At 27.5% G+C, this 24,554-nt stretch carries 25 protein-coding genes; 15 read left to right on the top strand and 10 right to left on the bottom strand.

The annotated features are described in order from the left end of the window. Positions 1–12: 12 nt before the first annotated feature. The 5 genes from GBG18_RS15725 to GBG18_RS04180 are packed head-to-tail and all read left to right on the top strand — an operon-like array spanning position 13 to position 4,783. Entirely contained in the window at positions 13–927 is a 915-nt protein-coding gene (locus GBG18_RS15725; protein WP_152188686.1) for an AEC family transporter, read from the top strand. Between the two features lie 8 nt (positions 928–935). After that, positions 936–2,726: an asparagine synthase (glutamine-hydrolyzing) gene (asnB, locus tag GBG18_RS04195; RefSeq protein ID WP_152188684.1), complete on the top strand. Its 1,791-nt coding sequence runs from the start codon at positions 936–938 to the stop codon at positions 2,724–2,726. Between the two features lie 57 nt (positions 2,727–2,783). Next, positions 2,784–3,086 (top strand): hypothetical protein, encoded by a 303-nt coding sequence (locus GBG18_RS04190; protein WP_152188682.1) that lies wholly within the window; start codon positions 2,784–2,786, stop codon positions 3,084–3,086. Continuing rightward, positions 3,087–3,719: a 5,6-dimethylbenzimidazole synthase gene (gene bluB / locus GBG18_RS04185; RefSeq protein WP_152188680.1), complete on the top strand. Its 633-nt coding sequence runs from the start codon at positions 3,087–3,089 to the stop codon at positions 3,717–3,719. Then, complete coding sequence (locus tag GBG18_RS04180; RefSeq protein ID WP_152188678.1) at positions 3,716–4,783, top strand: TRAP transporter substrate-binding protein; 1,068 nt, start codon at positions 3,716–3,718, stop codon at positions 4,781–4,783. Before bluB ends, GBG18_RS04180 begins: the two co-directional genes overlap by 4 nt. A gap of 40 nt (positions 4,784–4,823) precedes the next feature. Here the strand turns inward: GBG18_RS04180 and GBG18_RS04175 are convergent, their stop codons facing one another. From GBG18_RS04175 to rsmA, 10 genes are all read right to left on the bottom strand, one after another. After that, positions 4,824–5,558, bottom strand: a complete 735-nt coding sequence (locus GBG18_RS04175) for a succinate dehydrogenase/fumarate reductase iron-sulfur subunit (protein ID WP_152188677.1) — start codon at positions 5,556–5,558, stop codon at positions 4,824–4,826. Next, positions 5,555–7,159: an FAD-dependent oxidoreductase gene (locus tag GBG18_RS04170; RefSeq protein WP_152188675.1), complete on the bottom strand. Its 1,605-nt coding sequence runs from the start codon at positions 7,157–7,159 to the stop codon at positions 5,555–5,557. Before GBG18_RS04170 ends, GBG18_RS04175 begins: the two co-directional genes overlap by 4 nt. A 1-nt stretch (position 7,160) precedes the next feature. Beyond that, entirely contained in the window at positions 7,161–7,535 is a 375-nt protein-coding gene (locus tag GBG18_RS04165) for a hypothetical protein (protein WP_152188673.1), read from the bottom strand. Between the two features lie 165 nt (positions 7,536–7,700). Beyond that, on the bottom strand, positions 7,701–9,104 hold the full coding sequence (locus tag GBG18_RS04160) for a PhoH family protein (RefSeq protein ID WP_152188672.1): 1,404 nt from the start codon (positions 9,102–9,104) through the stop codon (positions 7,701–7,703). After that, positions 9,104–9,619 carry a protoporphyrinogen oxidase HemJ gene (gene hemJ / locus GBG18_RS04155; RefSeq protein ID WP_152188670.1) on the bottom strand — a complete coding sequence of 172 codons (516 nt, stop codon included), beginning with the start codon at positions 9,617–9,619 and terminating at the stop codon, positions 9,104–9,106. Before hemJ ends, GBG18_RS04160 begins: the two co-directional genes overlap by 1 nt. Continuing rightward, positions 9,619–10,806, bottom strand: a complete 1,188-nt coding sequence (locus GBG18_RS04150) for a replication-associated recombination protein A (protein ID WP_152188742.1) — start codon at positions 10,804–10,806, stop codon at positions 9,619–9,621. The genes hemJ and GBG18_RS04150 overlap by 1 nt, the downstream gene beginning before the upstream one ends. Next, a complete protein-coding gene (locus tag GBG18_RS04145; RefSeq protein ID WP_152188668.1) occupies positions 10,790–11,593 on the bottom strand; it encodes a pseudouridine synthase in 804 nt (267 codons plus the stop codon). The genes GBG18_RS04150 and GBG18_RS04145 overlap by 17 nt, the downstream gene beginning before the upstream one ends. Beyond that, entirely contained in the window at positions 11,590–12,552 is a 963-nt protein-coding gene (locus GBG18_RS04140; protein ID WP_152188667.1) for a KpsF/GutQ family sugar-phosphate isomerase, read from the bottom strand. The genes GBG18_RS04145 and GBG18_RS04140 overlap by 4 nt, the downstream gene beginning before the upstream one ends. Positions 12,553–12,561: 9 nt before the next feature. Next, a complete protein-coding gene (locus GBG18_RS04135; protein ID WP_193311070.1) occupies positions 12,562–14,538 on the bottom strand; it encodes a ribonuclease J in 1,977 nt (658 codons plus the stop codon). Further along, the gene (rsmA, locus tag GBG18_RS04130) at positions 14,525–15,319 is read right to left on the bottom strand and encodes a 16S rRNA (adenine(1518)-N(6)/adenine(1519)-N(6))-dimethyltransferase RsmA (RefSeq protein WP_152188665.1); all 795 of its coding nucleotides are present in this window, start codon (positions 15,317–15,319) and stop codon (positions 14,525–14,527) included. The genes GBG18_RS04135 and rsmA overlap by 14 nt, the downstream gene beginning before the upstream one ends. 73 nt (positions 15,320–15,392) lie before the next feature. Between rsmA and hisF the strand changes: the two genes are divergently transcribed. The 10 genes from hisF to GBG18_RS04080 all read left to right on the top strand — a co-directional run bounded on the left by hisF (position 15,393) and on the right by GBG18_RS04080 (position 24,547). Continuing rightward, positions 15,393–16,154, top strand: coding sequence for an imidazole glycerol phosphate synthase subunit HisF (hisF, locus tag GBG18_RS04125; protein WP_152188664.1), 762 nt, complete (start codon positions 15,393–15,395; stop codon positions 16,152–16,154). Positions 16,155–16,156: 2 nt separating this feature from the next. After that, on the top strand, positions 16,157–16,852 hold the full coding sequence (locus tag GBG18_RS04120) for an SIMPL domain-containing protein (protein WP_152188662.1): 696 nt from the start codon (positions 16,157–16,159) through the stop codon (positions 16,850–16,852). Continuing rightward, the gene (locus GBG18_RS04115; RefSeq protein ID WP_152188660.1) at positions 16,849–17,385 is read left to right on the top strand and encodes a phosphorylase family protein; all 537 of its coding nucleotides are present in this window, start codon (positions 16,849–16,851) and stop codon (positions 17,383–17,385) included. The genes GBG18_RS04120 and GBG18_RS04115 overlap by 4 nt, the downstream gene beginning before the upstream one ends. Positions 17,386–17,418: 33 nt before the next feature. After that, positions 17,419–18,501 (top strand): dual-specificity RNA methyltransferase RlmN, encoded by a 1,083-nt coding sequence (gene rlmN / locus GBG18_RS04110; protein WP_152188658.1) that lies wholly within the window; start codon positions 17,419–17,421, stop codon positions 18,499–18,501. A gap of 88 nt (positions 18,502–18,589) precedes the next feature. After that, the gene (gltX, locus tag GBG18_RS04105) at positions 18,590–20,014 is read left to right on the top strand and encodes a glutamate--tRNA ligase (protein ID WP_152188656.1); all 1,425 of its coding nucleotides are present in this window, start codon (positions 18,590–18,592) and stop codon (positions 20,012–20,014) included. Between the two features lie 76 nt (positions 20,015–20,090). Continuing rightward, positions 20,091–20,750 (top strand): response regulator transcription factor, encoded by a 660-nt coding sequence (locus GBG18_RS04100; protein WP_152188654.1) that lies wholly within the window; start codon positions 20,091–20,093, stop codon positions 20,748–20,750. Between the two features lie 58 nt (positions 20,751–20,808). Further along, the gene (locus GBG18_RS04095; RefSeq protein WP_193311069.1) at positions 20,809–21,885 is read left to right on the top strand and encodes a sensor histidine kinase; all 1,077 of its coding nucleotides are present in this window, start codon (positions 20,809–20,811) and stop codon (positions 21,883–21,885) included. A gap of 75 nt (positions 21,886–21,960) precedes the next feature. Continuing rightward, positions 21,961–22,344: a FixH family protein gene (locus GBG18_RS04090; RefSeq protein WP_152188650.1), complete on the top strand. Its 384-nt coding sequence runs from the start codon at positions 21,961–21,963 to the stop codon at positions 22,342–22,344. Beyond that, positions 22,344–23,540 carry a TolC family protein gene (locus tag GBG18_RS04085; protein ID WP_152188648.1) on the top strand — a complete coding sequence of 399 codons (1,197 nt, stop codon included), beginning with the start codon at positions 22,344–22,346 and terminating at the stop codon, positions 23,538–23,540. The genes GBG18_RS04090 and GBG18_RS04085 overlap by 1 nt, the downstream gene beginning before the upstream one ends. Further along, on the top strand, positions 23,537–24,547 hold the full coding sequence (locus GBG18_RS04080; protein ID WP_226896397.1) for an efflux RND transporter periplasmic adaptor subunit: 1,011 nt from the start codon (positions 23,537–23,539) through the stop codon (positions 24,545–24,547). The genes GBG18_RS04085 and GBG18_RS04080 overlap by 4 nt, the downstream gene beginning before the upstream one ends. Positions 24,548–24,554 lie beyond the last annotated feature (7 nt).

Genomic DNA, 24,554 nt, shown 5'->3' with positions numbered 1-24,554 from the left:
TAGGATTTTAAAATCGAAGCTATCTTATCCGTTCTTCCAATTTATTTTTTCATTTTATTAGGCTTTACAGCTAAAAAAGTTTTTAATGATGAAATTAATGAAAGAACTTTAGTTCTAATATCACTTTATTTTTTCCAACCTATATTAATCTTTTGGGGATTAACAAAAGCTCCAATTGATTATGCATTTATAGCTTCACCTTTAGTTTATTTAGCAATTGTTTTAATTGCTTTAGTAATACTTCTTTTAGTTAATAAAAAGATATTTAGAACTAGACAAGATCAATCAATCTATTTAGCAACTGCCTTAGTTGGAAATACGGGTAATTTAGGTATTCCTTTAGGAATTGCTCTTTTTGGGATTGCTTCAGTTCCTTATACTAGTATTATTAATATTGCAAATATCTTCTTTATTTATATATTCTCTGTTTACTTTTTTGCAAGGGAACAGTTTTCACTAAAAGAAGCAATTTATTCAATTCTAAAGATACCTGGAATTTGGTTTGCTTTTTTAGCTTTATTGGTTAATTATAGTGCTGTGGGAATCAATAAGAATATATATACTGCACTTGAAATGGGTGCATATACTTCTATGGTAATTCAGCTATTAATTTTTGGAATGTATTTATCAAAAATAAAAATAAAAGCAATGCCTTGGTATTCGTCTTTACATATAAGTTTTGTTAAGCATATTTTTCTGCCACTATTTGGTATTTTTATAATTCTTTACTTTACAGATTTAAACGCTTATGTAGCGTCTATTTTAATTATGGAGCTAATGGTACCACTTGCTGTTAATAATGTGAATTTAGCAGCTTTATATAACTGTAAACCCTATGATGTTACTGCTTCGATTTTAATATCATCTGTAATCTTTGTTGTTTTCTTATATCCTTATATTCAAATTATTGAATATTTTATTAAATAGGACTATTTATGTGTGGAATACTAGGTACAAATTTTTTATCTGCTAATTTTGAGCAAGCTTTGCAAATACAAAATAATCGTGGTCCAGACTATCAAAATAGTATAAAAGTTGAAGGTAAACAATTTGGTCATAACAGATTAGCAATTATTGATTTAAACCAAGAAGCAAATCAACCTATGGTTTTTGATGATATTTTAATTGTATTTAATGGGGAGATTTATAATTATAAAGAGTTGATTATTGATGAACAATTAGAATGTGTTACTGCATCTGATACTGAAGTATTAATAAGACTTTATCAAAAATATCAAACAGATTTTTTAAATAAATTAAATGGAATGTTCTCTTTTTGTCTTTATGATATGAAAAAAGAAAAATACTTTTGCGCTCGTGATAGATATGGTAAGAAACCATTTTTTTACTATTTTAAAGATAATAAATTTATTTTTGCTTCTTCTATTAAGTCTGTATTAAAACTACTTGATAAGAAACCAAATTTAAATAAAGTAGCAGTAAATAAATACTTGCAATATTTTGTTTCATATGGGGAAGATACTTTTTATCAAAATATATTAAAACTTGAAGCTGCAACTTATTTTACTTATGAGCCAAAAAAGTCAAAAGAATTAGTAAAAAAAAGATTTTATAAAATTAATACATATAAGAAAATAAAAGATGAACCGACAGCTTTAAAAGATATTGAAGAACTTTTATTTAAAAGTGTTGAAAGTAGATTAGTAGGAGATGTTGAAGTTGCATCACTTTTAAGTGGTGGAATTGATAGCTCACTAATATCTGCACTTTATACAAAAATATCTGGAAAGAGAATAAACACTTTTTCTGTAGGTTATGATGAATATAAAAACTATTGTGAGTTAGATTATGCAAAAATAACTGCAAAACATATTAATTCAAATCATCACCCTGTAATAATAGGTAAAAAAGAGTATATAGATAACTTTCATGATACTTTAGATGCTCTAGAAGAGCCTCATGGAGATTCTGCTGCTATTCCTTTGAATATACTAACACAAAAGATTCATCAAAGTGGAATTAAAACTGTTTTATCAGGTGAAGGTAGTGATGAAATCTTTTTAGGTTATGATAACTACTCTAAATTTTTAAAATATTATGAGTTTGAAAAATCATTGTCTCAAGGCCAAGGTGAGTTTTTAAATACTATAATTTCTGCTTTACAAAATAATACAAAAGAGAGTGAATACTTAAGAAGAATTGTAAAAAAGCAAACTTTATACAACTCATTTGGAGAAATTTATACTGATATTCAAAGAAAAAAACTTTTTAATAAAGTGCCAACTTACAAAGCAGAAAAACCAAAAAATGATCCTGTTGACTGGATGAGTTATATTGATTTAAAAATATGGTTAGGAGAATCTCTTTTATCAAAAGTCGATAGAATTTCTATGAGAAACTCACTTGAAGTTCGAACTCCTTTTTTAGATTTTAATTTAGTTAATTATATGTTTTCTATAGAATCTTCTATAAAAGTTGGAAACACAAATAAGCATTTGTTAAAACAAATTGCAGGAAAATATATACCTCAGACTATTATAAATAGAACGAAAAAAGGATTTAATTCACCTTTTAATGAATGGTTAAATGAAGAATATGGAAAATCAATGTTTGATACTATTATTGATGTAAATAATACAACTAAACTATTTAATGAAGCATATATTAGACACATATATGAACTTTCTTTAAATAGAAAATTTAAGCAACATTTTTATTCTTTATTTATATTTTCTTTATGGTTTAAAAAAGAGTATATTTCTTAAGAAACAAAATTGTAAAATGAATTTTTATATAACTTATAATATTTTAAAGAGGACTATATGACAGTATTAATACCAGTTGATTCAACTTCTAGAGATGAATGTGTTATTGCTTCAATTGAAGAGAATAAATCTTGGGCTTTTGTAAAATTAGATGGTGGTAAAATAGCTAGTATCGAATTTGTAGATAGAAGAGAAGATATATTAGAATGGATTGACGCAGTAGTTGTAATAAATGATCAAGAATATGTTTGGCCATTTATGGATGAGGGAATAATTGCTTTAGTTGCTCCTACTCAAAAAAGCATTGATGAAATTATTGAAGCTTTTTTATTCAAAGATCTACACGACTTCTCAGTATAAATGATTTTTACAAAAAAAGATCAAACTACTTTAGATAAAATTATTACCTCAAGACGTGATGTTAGAGGTAATAATTTTATAAATAAAAAAATATCACAAAAGAAACTTTTAAAGATTTTAAACTCTGCACAAAATGCACCCTCAGTTGGATACTCACAGCCTTGGCGTTTTGTAATTGTTGATGAAAATAAAAAAGAGTTAGTTTATGATCATTTTAAAAAATCTTATAATAAAAGTAAGAAAAAGTTTAAAGAGAGAAAATTATATAACTCACTAAAACTTGAGGGAATAAAAGAATCAAATATAAATATTGCTGTTTATTATAAAAAAAGTAAAAGTAATATTTTGGGTCAAACATATATGAAAAGAACAGGAGAATACTCTGTTGTATGTGCAATTTTAAATATGTGGTTAACAGCACGTGCTTTAAATATAGGTATGGGTTGGGTTTCTATCTTAAAACCAAAAAAGATAAATAAAATTTTTGATATTAAAAGTGAAGATTATAAATTTATTGCATATTTATGTTTTGGATATACAAAAGAGTTTTTTGATGAACCTGAATTAAAAAAACTCGGTTGGGAAAAGAAAAAGAAGATTAAAAATCTTATATTAAAAAAGGAAAATAAATGAAAAAAATGATTGGTAAACTTGGAGTTACTTCTGTTCTTTTGATTGCAATGAGCATGAGTCTTAATGCAAAAGAGAAAGTATATAAATTAAAAATGGCAACAACTTGGGGAAAATCTACAACACCTTTAATTGACTCTGCTACAAATATGGCAAGACTTGCAGAAGAGATGTCAAATGGAAGATTAAAAATTAGAGTTGATACTTCAAATAAACATAAAGCTCCTTTAGGAATTCTTGATATGGTAAAAGGTGGACAGTATGACATGGGTCACAGTGCATCGTATTATTGGAAAGGTAAAGATATTGATACTTTACCTTTTACATCTATGCCTTTTGGATTAACTGCACCTGAACAATATGCATGGTTTTATCATGGTGGGGGAATGGAGTTAATGCAAAAAGTTTATTCTAAACATGGAGTTTTATCTTTCCCTGGTGGAAGTACTGGTGTTCAAATGGGTGGATGGTTTAGAAATGAAATCAAAACACTTGATGACCTAAAAGGTTTAAGAATGAGAATCCCAGGATTTGCAGGTGAAATTATGGCAAAACTTGGAGTTAAAGTTACAAATATTGCTCCTGGTGAACTTTATACTACTTTAGAGCGAAATACTATTGATGCTTTAGAATGGGTTGGACCTGCAATGGATATTAAAATGGGATTCCATAAAATTGCACCATTTTATTACACAGGATGGCATGAACCAGCTTCTGAAATGCAGTTTTTAATTAATGAAAAGAAGTTTAATAAATTACCAAAAGATTTACAACAAGTTATGATTGTAGCAATGAGAGTATCTGCTTATGATATGTATATTCAACATTATGACATGAGTGCTCAAGCTTGGGATAAAATGAAAAAAGAACAGCCAAATATTAAAATTAAAACTTTCCCAACTCCTGTAATGAATGCAATGAAAAAAGCAAATAATGAGTTAAGAGTTGAACTTGGAAATAAAAGTCCTGTATTAAAAGAAGTTTTAGATTCACAAGAAGCTTACATGAAAAAAGCTAGAGAGTGGACTAAAATGTCAGATTATTTATACTTAAAAGATAATCTGTAATATTTATTCTACATTTAATTAAGAGCCTTTAAGCTCTTAATTAAAATCCTCCATTTGGATCAAAACCCATATCTTGCATTCCAAAATCCATACCAGAATCAAAATTAGCAAAGTTAGGATTTTCATAACCTTTTTGTACAGATATATTCTGTAATTGCAATATATCAGCTTTTGGATCAATTCCTTGAGGACATACAAAAGTACATGCAGAACATAAAGTACAATCCCATATTCCTTTATCTTGTATTGAATCGATTATAGCAGAGCTATCAAGCACTTTTTTATCATTTACATATCTTAATGCTCTTGTTAGTGCGAAGGGTCCTAGGAACTCTTTATTTACTTCATACACAGGACAAGAACTATAACATGCATTACAAAGAATACAGTTACTTTGAGCATCAATTAATTTTACATCATTTTCTGATATTTTAATTTCACTATTTGTTTGAAGAAAAGCTTTAGAGTTTTTTATTAACAATGTTTCATGTGAAACATCTACAACTAAATCTTTTATAACTGCTCTATTTTTTAAAGGTTCAATTAAATCATTTTCATTTATTACAGTTTTACAAGCAAGTTGCTCTACCCCATTTACCCTAACGGCACATGAACCACAAACACCACTTTTACAACCACATCTAAAAGTTAAACTTGCATCACTTGTAGCTTTTATTTCAGTAAGAGCTTGTAAGAGATTTGTTTTACTTACAGTAAAAGTATCAATAGCGTTTTGATTATTTTGTTTACTAAATCTTTTTATATTTATATTCATAATACATCCTCAAAAGATAAAACTAAGTTATTATCAATCTTTTTTATTAGAGAATTTTTTTGATAAGATTTTGATTCTTCTGGATAATCATTTCTATAATGAGCACCTCGACTCTCTTCTCTATTTAGTGCTGTTTTGGCAATTACTTCAGCAATTTCTATCATATTTATAAACTCTAAAAATTCAACTAAGTTTTTATTGTACTCAGTAGATTTATCTAAAACTCCCATCTTAGGAATTTTACTTTTAATTATCTCTAACTCTTTTATTGCAAACTCAAGATTTTTTTTATTTCTAAATAGTCCTACATTATCAAAAAATAGTTTCCCTAAATACTCTTTACTTTCATAAAAGTTTATTTCATTTGGATATGAATATATCTCTTTTATATATTGTATTTGTTTTGATAATTCTTTGCTTTCAATATCTTCTAAACTCTTTATTTCTTTAGCATTTTTTGATGCATTTATTCCTGCAACTTTTCCAAAAGTAACTATTTCAAGTAGTGAATTGCCACCTAGCCTATTCGCTCCATGTATAGAAGTTTGTGCAACTTCACCACATGCATATAAAGATTTTATATTAGTATTTGTGTTTATATCAGTTTTTACTCCACCCATTGAATAATGAGCTGCTGGATTTATAGGTAAAAGTTCTTCTTCAATTTTTATTCCAGAGAATTCTAAAGCTAATCTTTTTTCTTGTGGCATTACTTCATTTATTTTTTCAAGTCCTAAATGTCTTAAGTCTAAGTATACTTTTTCATTAGCTTTAATTTTTTCATAAATGGCACGTGCTACTTCGTCTCTTGGTTTTAGCTCATCTATAAATCGTTGTCCATCTTGATTTAATAAATATCCACCCTCTCCTCTGGCACTTTCACTTACTAAAATATTACTATTAACAAGTGCAGTTGGATGAAATTGAACAAACTCAATATTTGACAAGTTAACATTAGCATTTAATGATACTGCTAAGCCATCGGCTGTATTAGAAAATGAATTTGTAGTAAAGTTTGTGTAAATTCCAGCATAACCACCACTGGCTATTATGGTACTTTTGGCTTTGAATTCTTTTACCACACCACTAATAATGTCAAGAGCAATTACTCCAGCACATATATCGTTTTCAATTATAAAGTCTAATAAGATATGTTCATTAATAAATTCTATATCATTCTTAATACACTGGTCAAATAAAGTATGAACAATTTTCAAACCTGTATAATCACTTGAATAACATGTTCGAATTTTCTTCGTACCTCCAAATTTTCTTTGAGCAATATTACTATTTTCATTTTTTGTGAAAGGTACTCCAACTTTATCAAGCCATAAAATAGTCTCTTTAGCATTTTTACACATGAAGTTTATATTCTCTTTATTTGCTAAACCTCTAGAAGCTGTATATGTGTCATTTACATGTATATCAACACTATCATCATCTTCATATAAAACTGCATTTATTCCACCTTGAGCTTGTACAGTTTGCGAGTGTGTTGGATAAGTCTTTGAAAGAACGGCAACTGTTGATCCATTTTCTTTTGCGTTTAAAGCAGCACTTAGTCCTGCAGCTCCTGAGCCAATAATTAATACATCATACATGTTATTCCCAAAAATCTTTTAATTGTTCATCTTTTTGTGTCATGGGTTGCTTTTGTATTTCTAAATCTAATTGTTCAATTTGTGCAAGTGCATCTTCAAAATCATCACTATTTATCTCATCAAATTGCTCTTTTATTTCTTTTTTTTCTATTTTTGCTTTTGGTTTATTTTTCATCTGTTCTTTTAATATTAGGTATTCAGATATTAATTCTTCATACATTTTAAAATCCATAAGAATAAAACTAGGCTTTCCATCTCGTAAAATAACAGCTTTATCAATCTCTTTTTTAGATATTTTATCAAAAACCATTTTACTTTTCCTGATTAATTCTGTTGAAGAAAACATTTCATTTGATCTGTATTGTAGTAAATCCATTTAAACTCCTATACGTATTAGTATATGTATTATAACACAAAAATAAAAATATTTTAGTAGAAGAAATTATATTTTTTGTAAAAATTTGATTAGTTTATTTTGCTATTAATAGAGATCAAACATATAATTACATATTATTTTATATGTAATTATATGCGTATAGAGTTATTTAGAAAATATTAATTCAGCCCATTCTGTAATAGGACCTCTTAATACTTTCTGTAATTTTATTGCGAATGTATTTACTAAAGTACTTTCGTTTTTTGTAGATTTTAACAGTGTTGTTAGTGAGTTTGTATATTTATTTACATAGAAGTTATCTATTTGCTTATTTGAACCTAGTATTACAACTTTTGATGTATTATCTATTCTTGACAATACCATTTGCATTGTTTTATTGGACATGTTTTGTGCTTCATCTATTATGATAAATGAATTAGAAATTGTTCTTCCTCTCATTTCTCCAACCCACATAGTTTCTATACTATAGTTTTGAATCATTTGTTCAACTCTTGCTGTTACTTCACTATCATCTAATTCACTTATATTTTCAATATTTTTCTTAGAGTTTCTTTTTTTATGTTCACTTCTTATTATGTACTCTAAACTATCCATTAAAGGATGATTATAGATTTTAAATTTTTCTTCAAATCCTGGTAAATATCCAATATCTTCACCTTTATCTAATGATTCTACAGAGTTTCTAATATAGATAATTTTTTGATATTTCTTTTGTCTTACAAGTTTTAATGCTCCACTTAATGCAAGAAGAGTTTTTCCTGAACCAGCTTTTGCTTCAATTATTAAAACATTAAATATATGAGAGATAATTGCATTTGAAAAGAATAATTGTTCTTTATTTAATGGTGTTATTATTTGATTTCTTATCTCCGTTTCATCTAAAACTTTGATTCTTTTATTTTGAATATTTGCTAATATTACTTGATCTGAATCTTTTACTTTAAAACAGTATGAATAATTATAAGGTTTATACTCTTTATCAAATATTGCTATATCTTTATTATCAAAATCTTCTAAGTCTTCAAAATTTATCTCAACATCTTTGATAAACTCGTAGTTGAAGTCATCTTTATTTGATCCAAGAAGTGATTGTGTTTTTATATCAAGTGATACTGCTCTTGTTCTTGCCATTATGTCTAAAGACAAAAACTCTATCTCTTTTTTATAATATACTTTTGAAAAATCTGCAATCTCAAGAATTTTTCTATCATTGATAATATTTAAAGAAACATTTTTTGTATTTATATCATATTCATCTTTTGAGATAATATCTATAATTGCACTTTGTGAAGTTTTTATTTCAAGTCTAATTATTTTGTAGTTTTCTTTTTTTAAAGAACTTTTTATTTCAGAGTTTTCTAATATTCTAGCAAACTCTCTTGCTTGAAAATTTATCTCATCAAAACCAGATTTTTTACTATCAATTTCATCTAAAACTGTTTCAGGAAGAATGATTAAATTCTTACTGTCTTGTGATAGTTTAAAAATATTTGTTGCATCTTCTAGTAATATATTTGTGTCAAGGACATAGTATTTATCAAAATTCATTATTTCTCTTTCTGTTTAAAAACTTTATATACTATATATGAACCTACAACTAATGTAATTAGTGTAAATGATATTGAAAAAGTTTTTGTAATTACATATCCAACTATTAATAGTGATAGAATTGTTGGAACTTCATTATATGCTCTAAAAAAACTTCCACTTCTTTCATAGTCATCTCTTTCTAGTTTCTTTCTATAATAGCCTAATGAATAAGAATAGATTACAAGAAGTAAAGCAAAAAATAGTTTTGCATGCATCCATCCTCCAGCTTGGCCTGATAATAAATATGGATTTAAATAAAGCATTACAGCTCCACTAATAATTGCAGCCCACATAGCTGGAATTCCAATATATTTATACATCTTTAATTCTTGTATTTTTACAACATCAACAAAATCTTTTTTATCTTTATTCTCTGTATGATATACATAAAGTCTTGGTTGATAAAAAAGCATTGCCATCCATGACATAAAAGCCATCACATGAAAAGTTAATATCCAAGTGTAGTATTGCATTATGAATCCTTGTGTTTGATTTTTTTAAGCCAATCATTTAAAGTTTTTTCATAGCCTATATTTTTACTCTCATAAAATTTTAAATCTTTTTCTAAATACTCTTGTTTAACATATCCACCAAAATCATGAGGATATAAATAGCCTATATGCTGCGAATCAAGATGTTTTGGTATATTGAGTAGTTCACCATCTTTTATGTCTTGTAGAGCTTTATTGATAGCTTTATAAGCACTGTTAGATTTTGGACTTGATGTAAGATAAATTATACATTGAGCTAACATGATTCTAGATTCTGGATAGCCTATTTTATTACAAGCAGTCATTGTATTTACACTTAAATTAAAAGCATGAGGATTTGCATTTCCAATATCTTCGCTTGCAAAAATTACTAATCGTCTAGTGATAAAATCTACACTCTCTCCTGCGTTTATTAATCTACTCATATAATATAAGGCTGCATCAACATTTGATCCACGAATAGATTTAATCATTGCACTTGCTAAATCATAGTGTGTATCTGATGAAGAAACTCCATCCCCTATTACATTCTCTCTTAACTCTTTTACTAAAGTAATATCAATATCTTTTGATACTTTATATGCAAAATTTAAAAGTGTAAGCATAGCTCTTGCATCTCCTGAGCTTGAATGTATTAAATGCTCTTTAGCTTCTTGAGTAATATTTGCATCAACATCATTTAAAGCAATGCATAGAATTTTTTGCATTTCTTCTTTTGTAAAAGCTTTAAATTCATAAAGAAAAGACCTAGAACGAATTGCATTTGTTAAAGTGAAAAAAGGATTTTCAGTACTAGCTCCTATAATGGTAGCATCATAATTTTCCATTATTGGAAGTAATACTTCTTGTTGGTTTTTTGATAGCCTATGAACTTCATCAATAAAGATTAAAGGTTTAATTAAAGCATTTTTGTATCTTTCAAATACTTTACGTAAATCTTCAACTTTAATACTAGTAGCATTAAAATAGTAATAATCTGTATTTATTTCTTTAGCAATAATCTTAGCTAGGGTAGTTTTTCCAGTTCCAGGTTTTCCATAAAAAAATAGATGTGGAATATCTTTTTGTTTGATAAGTTTATAAAGGGCTTTGTCTTTTGAGATTATATGGGATTGACCAACAAAGTTATCTAAATTTGTTGGTCTAAGTTTGTTAGAAAGATCTGTCATCTTCACTTTCATTTAAAAAGCTTCTTAAGTTTCTATACTCTTCTTTTGAAAGAAATCTACTTTTACCTGTAGGTAAATTATTTAGTGAAATTCCACCAAATTCATATCTTTTAAGATCCATAATATCAAGTCCAAAGTGAGCAAAGAATCTTCTTAATTCTCTGTTTTTACCTTCAACAATTGCTACTTTTATTTTAGAAAAGTTTTCATTGTTTGATTGAATACTATAACCTATAAAAGGTGCAAATGTCATAGATTTAATTTTACTTGTTTTAAATGCTCCATCTGTTGCATCTTCAAGCTCTAAACCTTGCATCATTGCAGATTCAACTTTTGGTCCAATAGTTCCATTTACTTTTAACTTATACTTTCTTTCTAAATTTGAGTGCATTAATGCATCAACAATTTTAACAGAATCTGATAATAGTAATAAACCTTCACTAGCATAATCTAAACGTCCAACAGACATAAAGTGTTGATATCTTTTATCTAATGAATCATAAATAGTTTTTCGACCTTGAGGGTCTTTTTTAGATACTATTTCACCCTTTGGTTTATTATAAATAATAACCGTAGGCATTTTATTTTTATCTTCTTTGATTAAAGTTTTATTGATATGTACTTCATCATTAATAGTAACTTTAGTTGCTAAGTTATCAACAACTTTACCATTAACTTTTACTTTACCCTCTTCTATTAATCTATCAGCTTCTCTTCTTGAGTATTTACTATTATGAGATAAGAATTTATTTAATCTAGTCTCTTCTAATTCTTCTTCGTGTTTCATTTTATACCAGCTTCTATTAAGTCATGTATATGAAGAACGCCAATTAATTTGTCTTCTTCATCTGTTACAATCAATAATTGTATTTTATAATCTTCTATTACTTGTAAGGCATCACTTGCTAATAAGTCTTTGTTTTTTAACATCTTAGGGTTTTTTGAAGCTAATGTTTCTACTTTACAATCAATTGTAAAGTCTTTATTCATTAACGCTCTTCTTAAATCTCCATCACTTAATAATCCAACAACTTTATTCTCTTCATCTGTAATGATTACACTTCCAAGTCTACCTTCACTCATTTGTAAAATGGCATCTTTAAGTTTTGTTTCACGTGAAACGATAGGAAGATTCTCCCGTCTTAGTAAGTCATCTACTTTAATAAATAGTTGTTTCCCTAAACTTCCACCTGGGTGGAATGATGCAAAATCTTTCTTTTGGAAATCTCTTTTTTTCATTAAACAAACAGCTAAGGCATCACCCATTGCCATTGTAAGAGTTGTTGATGACATTGGAGCAACATCTAAAGGACAACCTTCTTTTTCAACATTTATATTAATAAATACATCTGAATATTTTGCTAATGTAGAGTTTTCATTTCTTGCCATTGCAATTAATGGAATATTAAATCTTTTAAGATGAGGAAGAATTTGAACTAATTCTTCACTCTCCCCTGAATATGAAATACCAAGAACAATATCTTCTTTTCCTATCATACCTAAATCACCATGCATGGCTTCAGTAGGATGAAGGAAAAAAGAACTAGTACCAGTACTTGCAAGTGTTGCAGCAATTTTTGTTCCTACAAGTCCTGATTTACCAACACCTGTAATAATTAGTTTACCTTTAGACTTTGTGATTAAATCAATAGCTTTTTCTATATCGAAAGATATCTTCTGCGCTGCTTTTTCTAATTCCTTAGCTTCTGTTAACAGAAGATCTTTAACTATTTGCTTAAAATCCATTATAACTCCTTATTGTACAAATACAGTAGGTACAATCATTGGGTATTTTTTATATTTTCTAATACAGTGTTTTCTTACAACTTTTCTTAATTCATCTTCTAATATTCTAGAATTTTTGAAAATACCTGGTTTAACATTTGCTAAGAATGTTGCAAGTAAATCTTCAATCTCTTTTGCAAAGAATTTATCTTGTTTATCTGGAACTAAACCAAATGAAGTAACTTTTGCTCTTTGTGCTAATGTTCTATCATCTTCATTTACTTGAGCAACAATCATAACAACACCTTCATTTGCCATTGTTTGTCTATCAATTACAATATCATCAGAAATTTTGTGGTTTAATTGATTGTCAATATATACTTTTCCAGATTTTACAGTTTTTACTTTTTTCATGTATTTAGGAGTTACTTCAATTTGCTCTCCTGCATTCATAATATAAAGATTTCTTTCTAAAATCCCACAATCCATACCCGTTTTACCATGTTTTAAAGCATGATTATATTCACCGTGAACTGGCATAAAGAATTTAGGTTTAACAAGTCTAAGCATTAGTTTTTGCTCTTCTTGTGCAGCATGTCCTGATACGTGAATATCTGGATAATCTTGATATGCTACTTTTGCTCCAGCTTTTAATAAGTGATTAATAATACCAGATACACTACCCTCGTTTCCAGGAATTGCTTTTGCTGATAATACGATTTGATCTGTTGGTTTAATTTTAATATGTCTATGCTCATGAATTGCCATTCTATAAAGTGCTGACATTGATTCTCCTTGAGAACCAGTTGTTACAATTAAAACTTCTTCATCTTTATATTTATTTACTTCATGTGCATCAATAAAAGAGTCTTTTGGAAACTTAACATATCCAAGACCCATTGCTAAGTCTAAGTTTTTTTCCATTGATCTACCAATTACACATACTTTTCTTCCACTTGAAATTCCTCTATCAATTGCCTGTGCAACTCTGTGAATGTTCGATGAGAAAGTAGACATAATAACTCTACCTTTTGCTTGTGCAAAAATTCTATCAAATGTAGGCCCTACTGTTTTTTCTGTTCTTGTAAATCCTGGTGAGTGAGAATTTGTTGAATCTGATGTTAATAATAAAACACCTTTTTCTCCATAATATGCAAGTCTATGTAAATCTGTAGGATATCCATCAATTGGAGTATGGTCAATTTTAAAGTCACCTGTGTGAATCATTGTTCCAGCTTCAGTAGTAACAGCAATTGCAGATGAATCAATAATTGAGTGAGTTACGTGCATCCATTCAACTTCAAATTCACCAATTTTAATAGGTTTTCTCTTCTCAACAGCTCTAAAGAATTTTCTATATTCTCTCATTTTATGTTCATCAAATTTTGAACCAATCATTTCTAATGGTAATGAAGTTCCATAAACTGGGAATTGCATTTCTTTAAATAAATATGGCATTGCACCAATATGATCTTCATGTCCATGAGTAATAATAATTGCTTCAATTTTATGTTTGATTTCTCTTAAGTAAGTAAAATCAGGAATTAATATATCAACACCATGCATAGTCTCATCAGGGAAGTTCATACCAACATCAACAATAATTGCAGACTTATCAGTCTCAATAATCATCATGTTTCCACCAATTTCACCTAGTCCACCTAATGGAGTAATTCTAATTTTTGCAGATGTGTTTAAGTTTAATTTGTAGTGTGGATTTAATCTATCTTTTTGAATTTTTTCATTAACTAAATGAGCTTTTTTAAGATCATTCATCCAACCCTCACCTGTCATTTCTGTAGGTAGTTTAGCTTTTGGTCTTTTATTTTGATTTGGTCTCCTATTTTGATTAGGATTAGGTTTTTGTACCTTTTCAGAAGTTGGTTTTGCTTCTTGCGTATTATTTTGCTTTTTTTCTGTTGGAGTATTTTCCACAGGTTTTGCAACAGCTTCTGTATTAACAGGAGTTTCTTTTTGTTTTATTTCTTCGTTTTTAATTTCTTCCATCTTTTACCTTTGTATACAATTGGCTATACAAAGATGAACTAACTTCATGAGGTCTTATATTATCACTAAGGTCTAATTCTTCATAATACTTGGATACTAAATCTTTACTTATAATTGAAGATAGATTTTTAGATAACTTCTTTCTAGGCTGTACAAAACATGCCTTAAGAAATTTATTAAAATCTCTATCAATTGATTTATTCATATCTTTTCTAATATAAAGAATTGAAGACATAACTTTTGGTCGAGGATCAAATGATTCAGGAGGAACATCAAATAATATTCGTGATTCAATTGAAACTAAATCAGCAATAACTCCTAAAGATGAAAACTCTTTATCCTTAGGCTTTGCCGAGAATTTTAAAGCTACTTCTTTTTGAATCATTACTATGATACTTTCACAGTTATCGTCTTCAAAGGCTCTTAATATAATATTCGTTGCAATATAGTATGGTAAGTTTGCGATTAAGTCGTATTTACCATTATGCAGAGTTTCTTGTTTATCCCAAGCTTCTAAAACATCAGTGTGGATCAGTTTTAGTCTATTCTCTTCTATTTCTATTGCAAATTTTGACTCTAAAATACTGATTAAATCAGTATCTACTTCATAAGCAGTCATCTCTTTGTACTTGACTAGATTTTTAGTCAAATCACCTAATCCAGGCCCAATTTCCACTAGGTAGTTGTTATTGTTGGGCATCGATTGGATGATCTTATCCAAAACCGTAGTATCTTTTAAAAAATTTTGTCCGTATTTCTTTTTTGCTTTTATATTTTCCATAATTGCAAGGAGTATAACTGCTTTTAACTTACATTTAGATAAGATAATAACTAATAATAATTAAGGAATTTATTTGAGTAGTTTTGCAAAAAGAATTATACCTTGTTTGGATGTTGATAACGGAAGAGTAGTAAAAGGAATTAACTTTGTTGGACTTCGAGATGCAGGTGATCCTGTAGAAGTTGCAAAGAGATACAATAATGAAGGTGCTGATGAAATAACTTTTTTGGATATTACTGCAAGTCATGAAAATAGAGGAACTATTGTAGATATTGTAAAAGAAGTTGCAAAAGAAGTTTTTATTCCATTAACAGTTGGTGGAGGTATTAGAAAACTTGAAGATATATACAGTTTACTAAATGTTGGTTGTGACAAAGTATCAATCAATTCTTCAGCTGTAACTAATCCTGATTTAATAAATGAAAGTGCTAAAAGATTTGGTTCACAGTGTATTGTTACTGCAATTGATGTTAAAAAAGTAGCAGATGGTTCTTATCACGTTTTTGTAAAAGGTGGTAGAGAAGATACTGGACTTGATGCTGTTGCTTGGGCAAAAGAAGTATATAACAGAGGTGCAGGTGAGATTTTACTTACATCTATGGATACAGATGGAGCAAAGACAGGTTTTGAGCTTAATATTACAGAACAAATATCATCAATTATTGATATTCCCGTAATTGCAAGTGGTGGAGCTGGAACTATGGCACATATGAAAGAGGCTTTTGAACATGGTGCAAGTGCTGCATTAGCAGCATCTATTTTCCACTTTAAAGAAATAGATATTATGGACTTAAAAAGATATTTAAGAGCAAATAATATTCCAGTTAGGATATAAAAATGAAATTAAAAGTCAAAACCTTAGCTTTATTTTTACTTGCCCTACTTTTACCAATGTCCCTATTCTCTTATGAGATTAGTTTTAGTAAAAAGTTTTCAAAATCAGTAACACCAGATTTACTAAGTACATATATCTCTATTTCTGTAGAAGATAAGTCTGAAAAATTTATAAATAAGCATATTGAAATATTTAATAAATATATAAAAAACAATGATGATGTAAATAAATATGATGGAAGTTTTACTCTTAGTCCAAAATATAAGTATTTTAAAAATACTCAAGAGTTTATTGGCTATGTTGGAAACTTAAGATACATAATAAAATCAAAAAATGCTAGTAGTTTAAATAAATTTATAAATGATTTGATTGAAATGGAAAGTAAGTATAATAGACAAAATATAAAAATTAATATATCAAATGTTTCATGGACAACTAGTACAAAACTTTATGATAATAGTTTAGATGCTTTAAGAATTAATGCAATGACTTGGATTGAAAAATATTCTGCTTCATTAAAAAATATTTTATTAAAAGATTGTGAAGTTAAAAGTATTGATATAGATAAAACAAGTAAAAAATTTACAAAAAATATAAATATGGAAACATATTCATCTAAAAGAGTTTCAAATATAGCTCCTGATAATTCTACAAAAGAGATTAAAATAGATGCTGTTTTTTTATTGGAGTGTAAATGATTGTATGTGCTGGAAGAAATGAAACTTTTAAATTTGCAGAAGCAATTGGTGTTGGTTTAATAGAATCAGCAATTAATCTAACTAGAATTTGCTTATTTAATAAACCAGATTTTATACTTTTTATTGGAAGTGCTGGTTCTTATGGTAATCATGAGGTATTTGATATTATAGAATCAAGAAGAGCTGCTAATATTGAGCTATCTTTTTTAACAAATAGCTCATATACTCCTTTAGATAATGTATTAGAATCTGATAATAAAATGGTAAAAAATGACACAATTGTAAACTCGTCAAATTATATATCAACAAATGAAGAGTTAGCAAAACAATATAATGAATATGGTATTGGTATTGAAAATATGGAGTATTTTTCAGTTTTACAAGTAGCTCGTGAATTTGAAATACCTGTTGCTGGAATATTTATAGTAACAAATTATACAAATGAAAATGCTCATGAAGATTTTTTAAAGAATCATCAAGAAGCAATGAAAAAATTGACTGAATATTTAGTTGATAAAAATATCATAAAATAGTAAGAAATAATAAATAAAAGAAATGGAAGAATAATGGCAAAAGAAGGAACACCCTCTATATATGACTTTTCACTTGATGAATTAAAGGAAACTTTAAAACCATCATTTAGAGCAAAGCAGGTATATAATTGGTTATATAAACAGTATGCATCTTCATATGATGAGATGAAAAACATACCAAAAGATTTGAAAGAAGAACTAGAAGAAAAGTACCCTATTGATGTAATGAGTATTCTAAAAAAAGAAGTAAGTAGTGATGGAAGTATTAAATATCTTTTTAAATTAAGAGATAATTTAACAGTTGAAGCTGTACTTTTACTTATGAAAGAAAAAAAGAAGAATGAAGAAGGTGTAATTGTTCGTAGTGAAAAATATACTGTATGTGTTTCTTCTCAAGTTGGATGTAAAGTAGGTTGTACTTTCTGTTTAACTGCAAAAGGTGGTTTTGTTAGAAACCTTACAGTTGGAGAATATATAGCTCAAATTGTAAATATTAAAAGAGACAATGACATTCCTGCAAATAAATCTGTAAACATAGTATATATGGGAATGGGTGAGCCACTTGATAACTTTAAAAACTTTACACGTGCAGTTAATGTATTTGCAGAAGAGGAAGGTTTATCAATCAATAAAAGAAGACAAACAGTTTCAACTTCAGGAGTTGCTTCAAAGATTGAAAAACTAGGAGAGTTTGACTTAGGAATTCAACTTGCGATTTCACTTCATGCTGTTGATGATGAGTTAAGGTCTGAATTAATTCCTATGAATAAAGCATATAATATTCAAACAATTATTGATGCTGTTAAAAAATTCCCAGTTGATACAAGAAAAAAAGTAATGTTCGAATACCTAGTAATCAAGGGTAAAAATGACAGTATTGAAGCAGCTGCTAAATTAATTAAACTATTAAATGGTATAAATGCAAAAGTAAATTTAATTTTCTTTAATCCATACCCAGGAACTGATTATGAAAGACCAGAAGTGGAAGATATGATTAGATTTAAAGATTATTTAAATGATAGAGGTCTTATTTGTACTATTAGAGAATCAAAAGGAATTGATATCTCAGCTGCTTGTGGACAATTAAAAGAGAAGGACGCAAATGGGCTTACTTGAGATAGCAATGCTAATTTTCATTGCAATTGTAGCAATAGTATCAGGCGTAGGATTTTATATTTATAATAAGAAAGAGGAGAAGTAAACAATGTCAATTACAAGCGGGGCAATTACAAGATTTGCACCAAGTCCAACTGGATATTTACATATTGGAGGTCTACGAACTGCACTTTATAGTTATCTTTGGGCAAAGAAAACAAAGGGTGAGTTTAAACTAAGAATAGAAGATACAGATAATGCTAGAAATAATGAAGATGCCGTAAGAGCAATTTTAGAAGCTTTTGATTGGGTTGGAATGCCAAGTGACTGTGAAATCGAATACCAATCAAAAAGAGTTGATATTTATAAAAAATATATTAATCAACTTTTAGAAGAGGGTAAAGCATATAAGTGTTATATGAGTAGAGATGAACTTGATGCTTTAAGAGCTTCACAAGAAGCTGCTAAAGAAAATCCTAGATATGATGGAACTTGGAGACCAGAAGATGGTAAAGTACTACCAGAGATTCCAGCAGATATTGAACCTGTTATTAGAATTAAAGCTCCAAAAGAAGGTGCTATTACTTTTGAAGATGGTGTAAAAGGTTCTATGAAATTTGATGCAAACCAAGTTGATGATTTTGTAATTGCACGTGCAAATGGAATGCCTATATATAACTTTGTTGTAGCTATTGATGATCATTTAATGGGAATGACTGATGTTTTAAGAGGTGATGACCACCTTACAAATACTCCTAAACAAATTGTAATCTACAATGCTTTAGGTTTTGATGTTCCAAAGTTTTATCATATGCCAATGATTAATAATCCACAGGGTAAGAAACTATCTAAAAGAGATGGAGCTATGGATGTAATGCAATATAAAGCTGATGGATATTTACCTGAAGCACTTTTAAATTTCTTAGTAAGACTTGGTTGGTCAAATGGTGATCAAGAAGTATTTTCAATGGATGAAATGTTAGAACTATTTGATCCAAATAATATTAATAAATCAGCATCTTCTTATAATGCAGAAAAACTTTTATGGTTAAACTCTGAATATATAAAAGCAGTTTCAAATGATAGATTAGTTGAAGAGTTAAAAGCTTTTGATTTAGATTTACACGATTATTCTAAAAAAATGGAAATCTTAGATTTATCAAAACAAAGAGCACAAACTTTACTTGAATTAAAAACAGCTGTTAATACTATTTTAGAAGTACCAACTTCATATGAAGCAAAAGGAAGTAAGAAGTTTGTAAAAGAGGGTACTATTGAGATGTTAAATAAGTACTTAGCTTTACTAGAAGAGAATAAAGATGAATTATATTCTGTTGAAAATGTTGAAGCAATTACAAAACCATTTATTGAAAGTAATGGTTTAAAATTTCCACAATTGTTCCAACCAATTAGAATTGCATTAACAGGTGGAACACAAGCACCTTCAGTTTATGATATTATTTCTGTTTTAGGCTTTGATGAAACAAAATCAAGACTAAATACTGCAATTGAAAAGAACTTTAACAAAGAATAAATCTTAAGTTTTCATTTTAAATTTTAGGTACCACTGGGTACCTAAAATGGTTACTAATATTTTTAAGGTGGATAGCATGAAAATACTACTAATGGAAGATGATTTAATCCTAAATGAAATCATTACAGAGCACCTAGAAGAGAATAACTATGAAATAGTTTCAGTATTCAATGGAGAAGAAGCTCAAGAAAAAATTTATTCACAAACATTTGACTTATTACTTTTGGATGTTAATGTTCCAAACTTATCAGGCTTTGAATTATTAGAGGATATAAGAAATAAAGAGATAAAAACTCCTGCTATTTTTATTACTTCTGCAAATATGCTTGAAGATATAGAAGAGGGTTTTAAAGTTGGTTGTGATGACTATATAAAAAAACCTTTTGAGTTAAAAGAGTTAGATTTACGTATTAATAATATTAGAAGATTACATAATATTTCTCCTAGTTCTAAAATAGAATTATCAAATAATACATACTTAGATACAAAAAACTTATATATTCAAAAAGATAATAAGCAAATTCACATTACACAAAAAGAGAGTGATGTATTACTTTATTTAAATAAGAATAAAAATAAAAATGTAAGTATTGAAGAACTGAGTTTAAATGTTTGGTCTTATGAAGATGCACCGCTTGCATCAACTATACGAACATATATAAAGAGTTTACGAAAAATACTTGGAGAAGAGTGCATAATAAATACAAGAGGGGTTGGTTATAGATTTAACGCTTAGTGAAAAAAGAACCTTTATAAGATTTCTTAGCCTTTTTTTAGGCTCTTCTTTTATTTTAATGTTACTTGTAGCATTTTTTTATTTTGAAAATGAAAAAAGATTATATTTTGATTTAGCAAAATCAAATATGCAAAATAAAGTTTCAAAAATATCTTCAAAGATAATTTTTTCACATATGACAGATACACCTTTTGATAGAACAAAGATATTAGATACAAATAAATATAAGATATCTTTTTATAATGAAAAAAAAGAAAAAATATATGGGAACCTTGAGTCTAAAATAGACTTTTCAAAAGACATAATAAAAGATGATAAAAAACAATTTATATTAATAGACAAATCAACTTTAGGTCATTTAGGAGTATATTATATAGCTATTGAAGAGAATAGTTACTTTGATAAAATAAAAGAGTTAAAAGTAAATATCATACTCTTTTTTCTTATTTTATACTCTTTAATATCCTTAATAGGATTTTATTTAGCAAAACTATTTTTAAAACCAATCAAAGAAGAGAGAGAAAAACTAAATAATTTTATTAGAGATACAACCCATGAGTTAAATACTCCAATAACTGCAATTTTAATGTCTACAGAAAAAGAAAACTTAAATGAAAAACAAATCCAAAGAGTAAGACTTAGTGCAAAAAGGGTATCTGAAATATACAAAGATTTAATTTATATTTTTTTACAAGGAAGTGATGAAAATAAAAGTACTGAAAAGATATATCTTAATAGTTTAATCTTAGAGCAGTTAGAATATCTAGAACCTCTAGCTTCAAAGAAAAAAATAAAAATAAATACTACACTAGAAAACTTTGAATATTTAATAAACAAAGATGATGCAATTAGAGTGATAAACAATCTAATCTCAAATGCAATTAAATACAACAAAATAAGCGGGCAAATAAATATATCTTTAAAAAATAGAATACTAGAAATCTCTGATACGGGTATTGGTATAGAAGAAGATAAATTAAAAGATATTTACAGAAGATACTATAGAGCTACAAAAGAGCAGGGTGGCTTTGGAATAGGGCTAAATATTGTAAGTCATATTTGTGCTAAATATAATATCAAAATAGATGTAGAATCTAAAAAAAATATAGGAACAACTTTCTTTCTCTCTTTTTAATATTTAATCTCTCCACACATACTCCACATAAAATCGATAAACTTCTCTTATAAAATTAAAAATGGAGTTTCACAAATGAAAAATTTATTCAAAGTAATAGTTGCAATGCTCTTAAGTATTGGAATTTTAAATGCCCAAGCCTTATCTCAAACAGGTGAAAAAAATGGTTATGAAGTTGTATTAACATCTGAAAAATCTCTTATTGTTGGGAATAATGATATTTATGCACAATTAAGCAAAGATGGAAATGGTGTTACAGATGTAAAAGTAAAAATAAAAGTATTTATGCCAGAGATGCCAGGTATGCCATATATGGAATATAAAGCGAAAGCTAAATTAGTAGATGGAAAATATAAGATGATGGTTAACTTTTCAATGGGTGGAACATGGCAGTATCACTTAAAGTTTAAAGATAAAGATGGAAAGATTCATACAGTAAGAGGAAGTGTGAATATCTAATGAAAAAAGTAGCTATAGCTTTATCTTTTGCTATTTCATCAAGCTTTGCATTAAGTCTTGATGAAATTGTAGATACTGCTTTAAAAAATAATCAAAACTTAAAAAGTATTCAATCTTCAATAAATGTAGCAGATGAGAATATCAATCTTTCAAGAAAATGGATGAATCCAACTTTAACTCTTGGTGTAAATGACATTCATTTTGACGAACCTTTTAAAAGAGATCAAGAAGCAATGCAAGCACAATATATTGGTTTTTCTCAAGTTATTCCTGTTGGAAATAAGCTAGATATTAAAGAAGAGATTTCACAAAAAGATAAAACTATTGCTGCTTTACAATTAGAAGATACAAAACTAATACTAAAATCTAAAATATATGAGATTTCATATAATATTTTAATATTAGAAAGAAAATTAGAACTTTTAAAAAAATACGAACAAAATATTAAAAAAATAGAAAAATTATCTCAAGGATTATATTCTCTTGGTAAATCAAGTCAAAATGAAATACTAAGTGCAAAAATTGCATATTCAAATGTGCAAATTCAAAAGCAAAATCTAAAAAATATGATAGATAATCTATATTTAAAACTAGAGCAAATTTCATATAAAAAAATTGATACTATTGATGCTTCTTTAGAAGTAGGAAAATTAGTTTTAAATATGGATATACAAAATCATCCAAAGATAAAAATACAAGAAGAAAAAATAGGTAAATTTAATGAACTTTCAAAACTAGAACTAGAAAAACAAAAAGGTGATATAAAAGTAAATGTTGCTTATTTTAATAGAGATTCTAAGTTTAAAGATTATGCAAATATCTCAGTAAATATTCCCTTATCTATTTATAAAACAGAAAAAGTAAAAGCTTTAAAACAAAAAATTAAAGCTAAAGAAGAGCGTAATAGATTAGAAGATATAAAACAGAACTTTAAAATAGAACTTATGTCTTTAGAAAATAATATTAATAGTGCATATAAAAACTATTCAATGATACATGAAACTATTATTCCTCTAAAACAAAAAATGCAGAAAAATCTTGAAAATTACAATAGCTTTTCTTCTATTAAACCTCAAATGATAATACAGAATTTAAATGAGTTAATCTCTTATGAACTTAAATCTTATGAACAATTAGAAAAGTATTATTCAAACTACTCAAAATCAAAATACTATAGATATAAGGCACTTAAATGAATATAATAAAAGCCACATTCTTAAGTATTCTTACAATAAGTGTAATGAATGCAAAGATAATAGAAGTAGAACAACTATTTAATAAAAAAACAACTTTGGTAAAAGAAGAAAAAATTGGAATTACTAAAAGCTTTTATGGAAAAACAAAAATTGATGAATCAAATGTAGTAGATATAGTTACAAGATTTGATGGTTTTATAACGAAACTAAATGCTAATAAAAACTTTATGTATGTAAAAAAAGGTGAGCCTTTATTTTCTATATATAGTGATGATATCTTAAGTATACAAAAAGAGATACAAGTAGCAAGAAGTATAAATAAAAATCTTTATAGAAGTTCACTAGAGAAACTAAAAGTATTAGATTTAGCTAAGGAAGAGATTAATAAAATTAAAAAGAATAAAAGTTCAATTGATGGAATAAAAATATTATCTCCAATAAATTCAATAGTAATAAAGAAGAATATCAATAATAAAAGTGCAGTTAAAAAAGGAAAACTTCTTTTACAACTAGCAGACATAAATAAGTTATGGTTTATAGCTCAGGTTTATCAAAAAGATTTGACTTTTATAAAAAATGATATGAGTGCTTATATTTATATTGATGGTTTAACACAAGCTATTAAATCAAAAGTTGATTTTATCTATCCTATGGTAAATGAAAAAACAAAAACTATAGATGTCCGTTTTATAATTGATAATAAAGACTTAAACCTTTATCCAAATATGTTTGCAAGTGTAAAAATCAAATCACTTAATAAAACAATATTAACACTACCAAAAACGGCAGTATTAACTAAAGGAAGTAATCACTATGTATTTAAACCAATATCCAATAGAGAGTTTGAACCTATAAAAGTTGAAGCTAAAAGAATTTCTTCAAATAAATATGAAATATCAGATGGTTTAGAAAAAGGTGATAAAGTTATAAATAATGCTTTATTCCTACTTGACTCAGATGCTATTACAAATGCACTTTATAACTCTGACTCTGATGATGACTGGTAGGAAATAG

This window comes from Poseidonibacter ostreae (assembly GCF_009208075.1).
GTDB classification, from domain to species: Bacteria; Campylobacterota; Campylobacteria; order Campylobacterales; family Arcobacteraceae; genus Poseidonibacter; species Poseidonibacter ostreae.
Note: the sequence above shows the minus strand (reverse complement) of the source record. Positions and strands in the feature narration are given on the sequence as shown.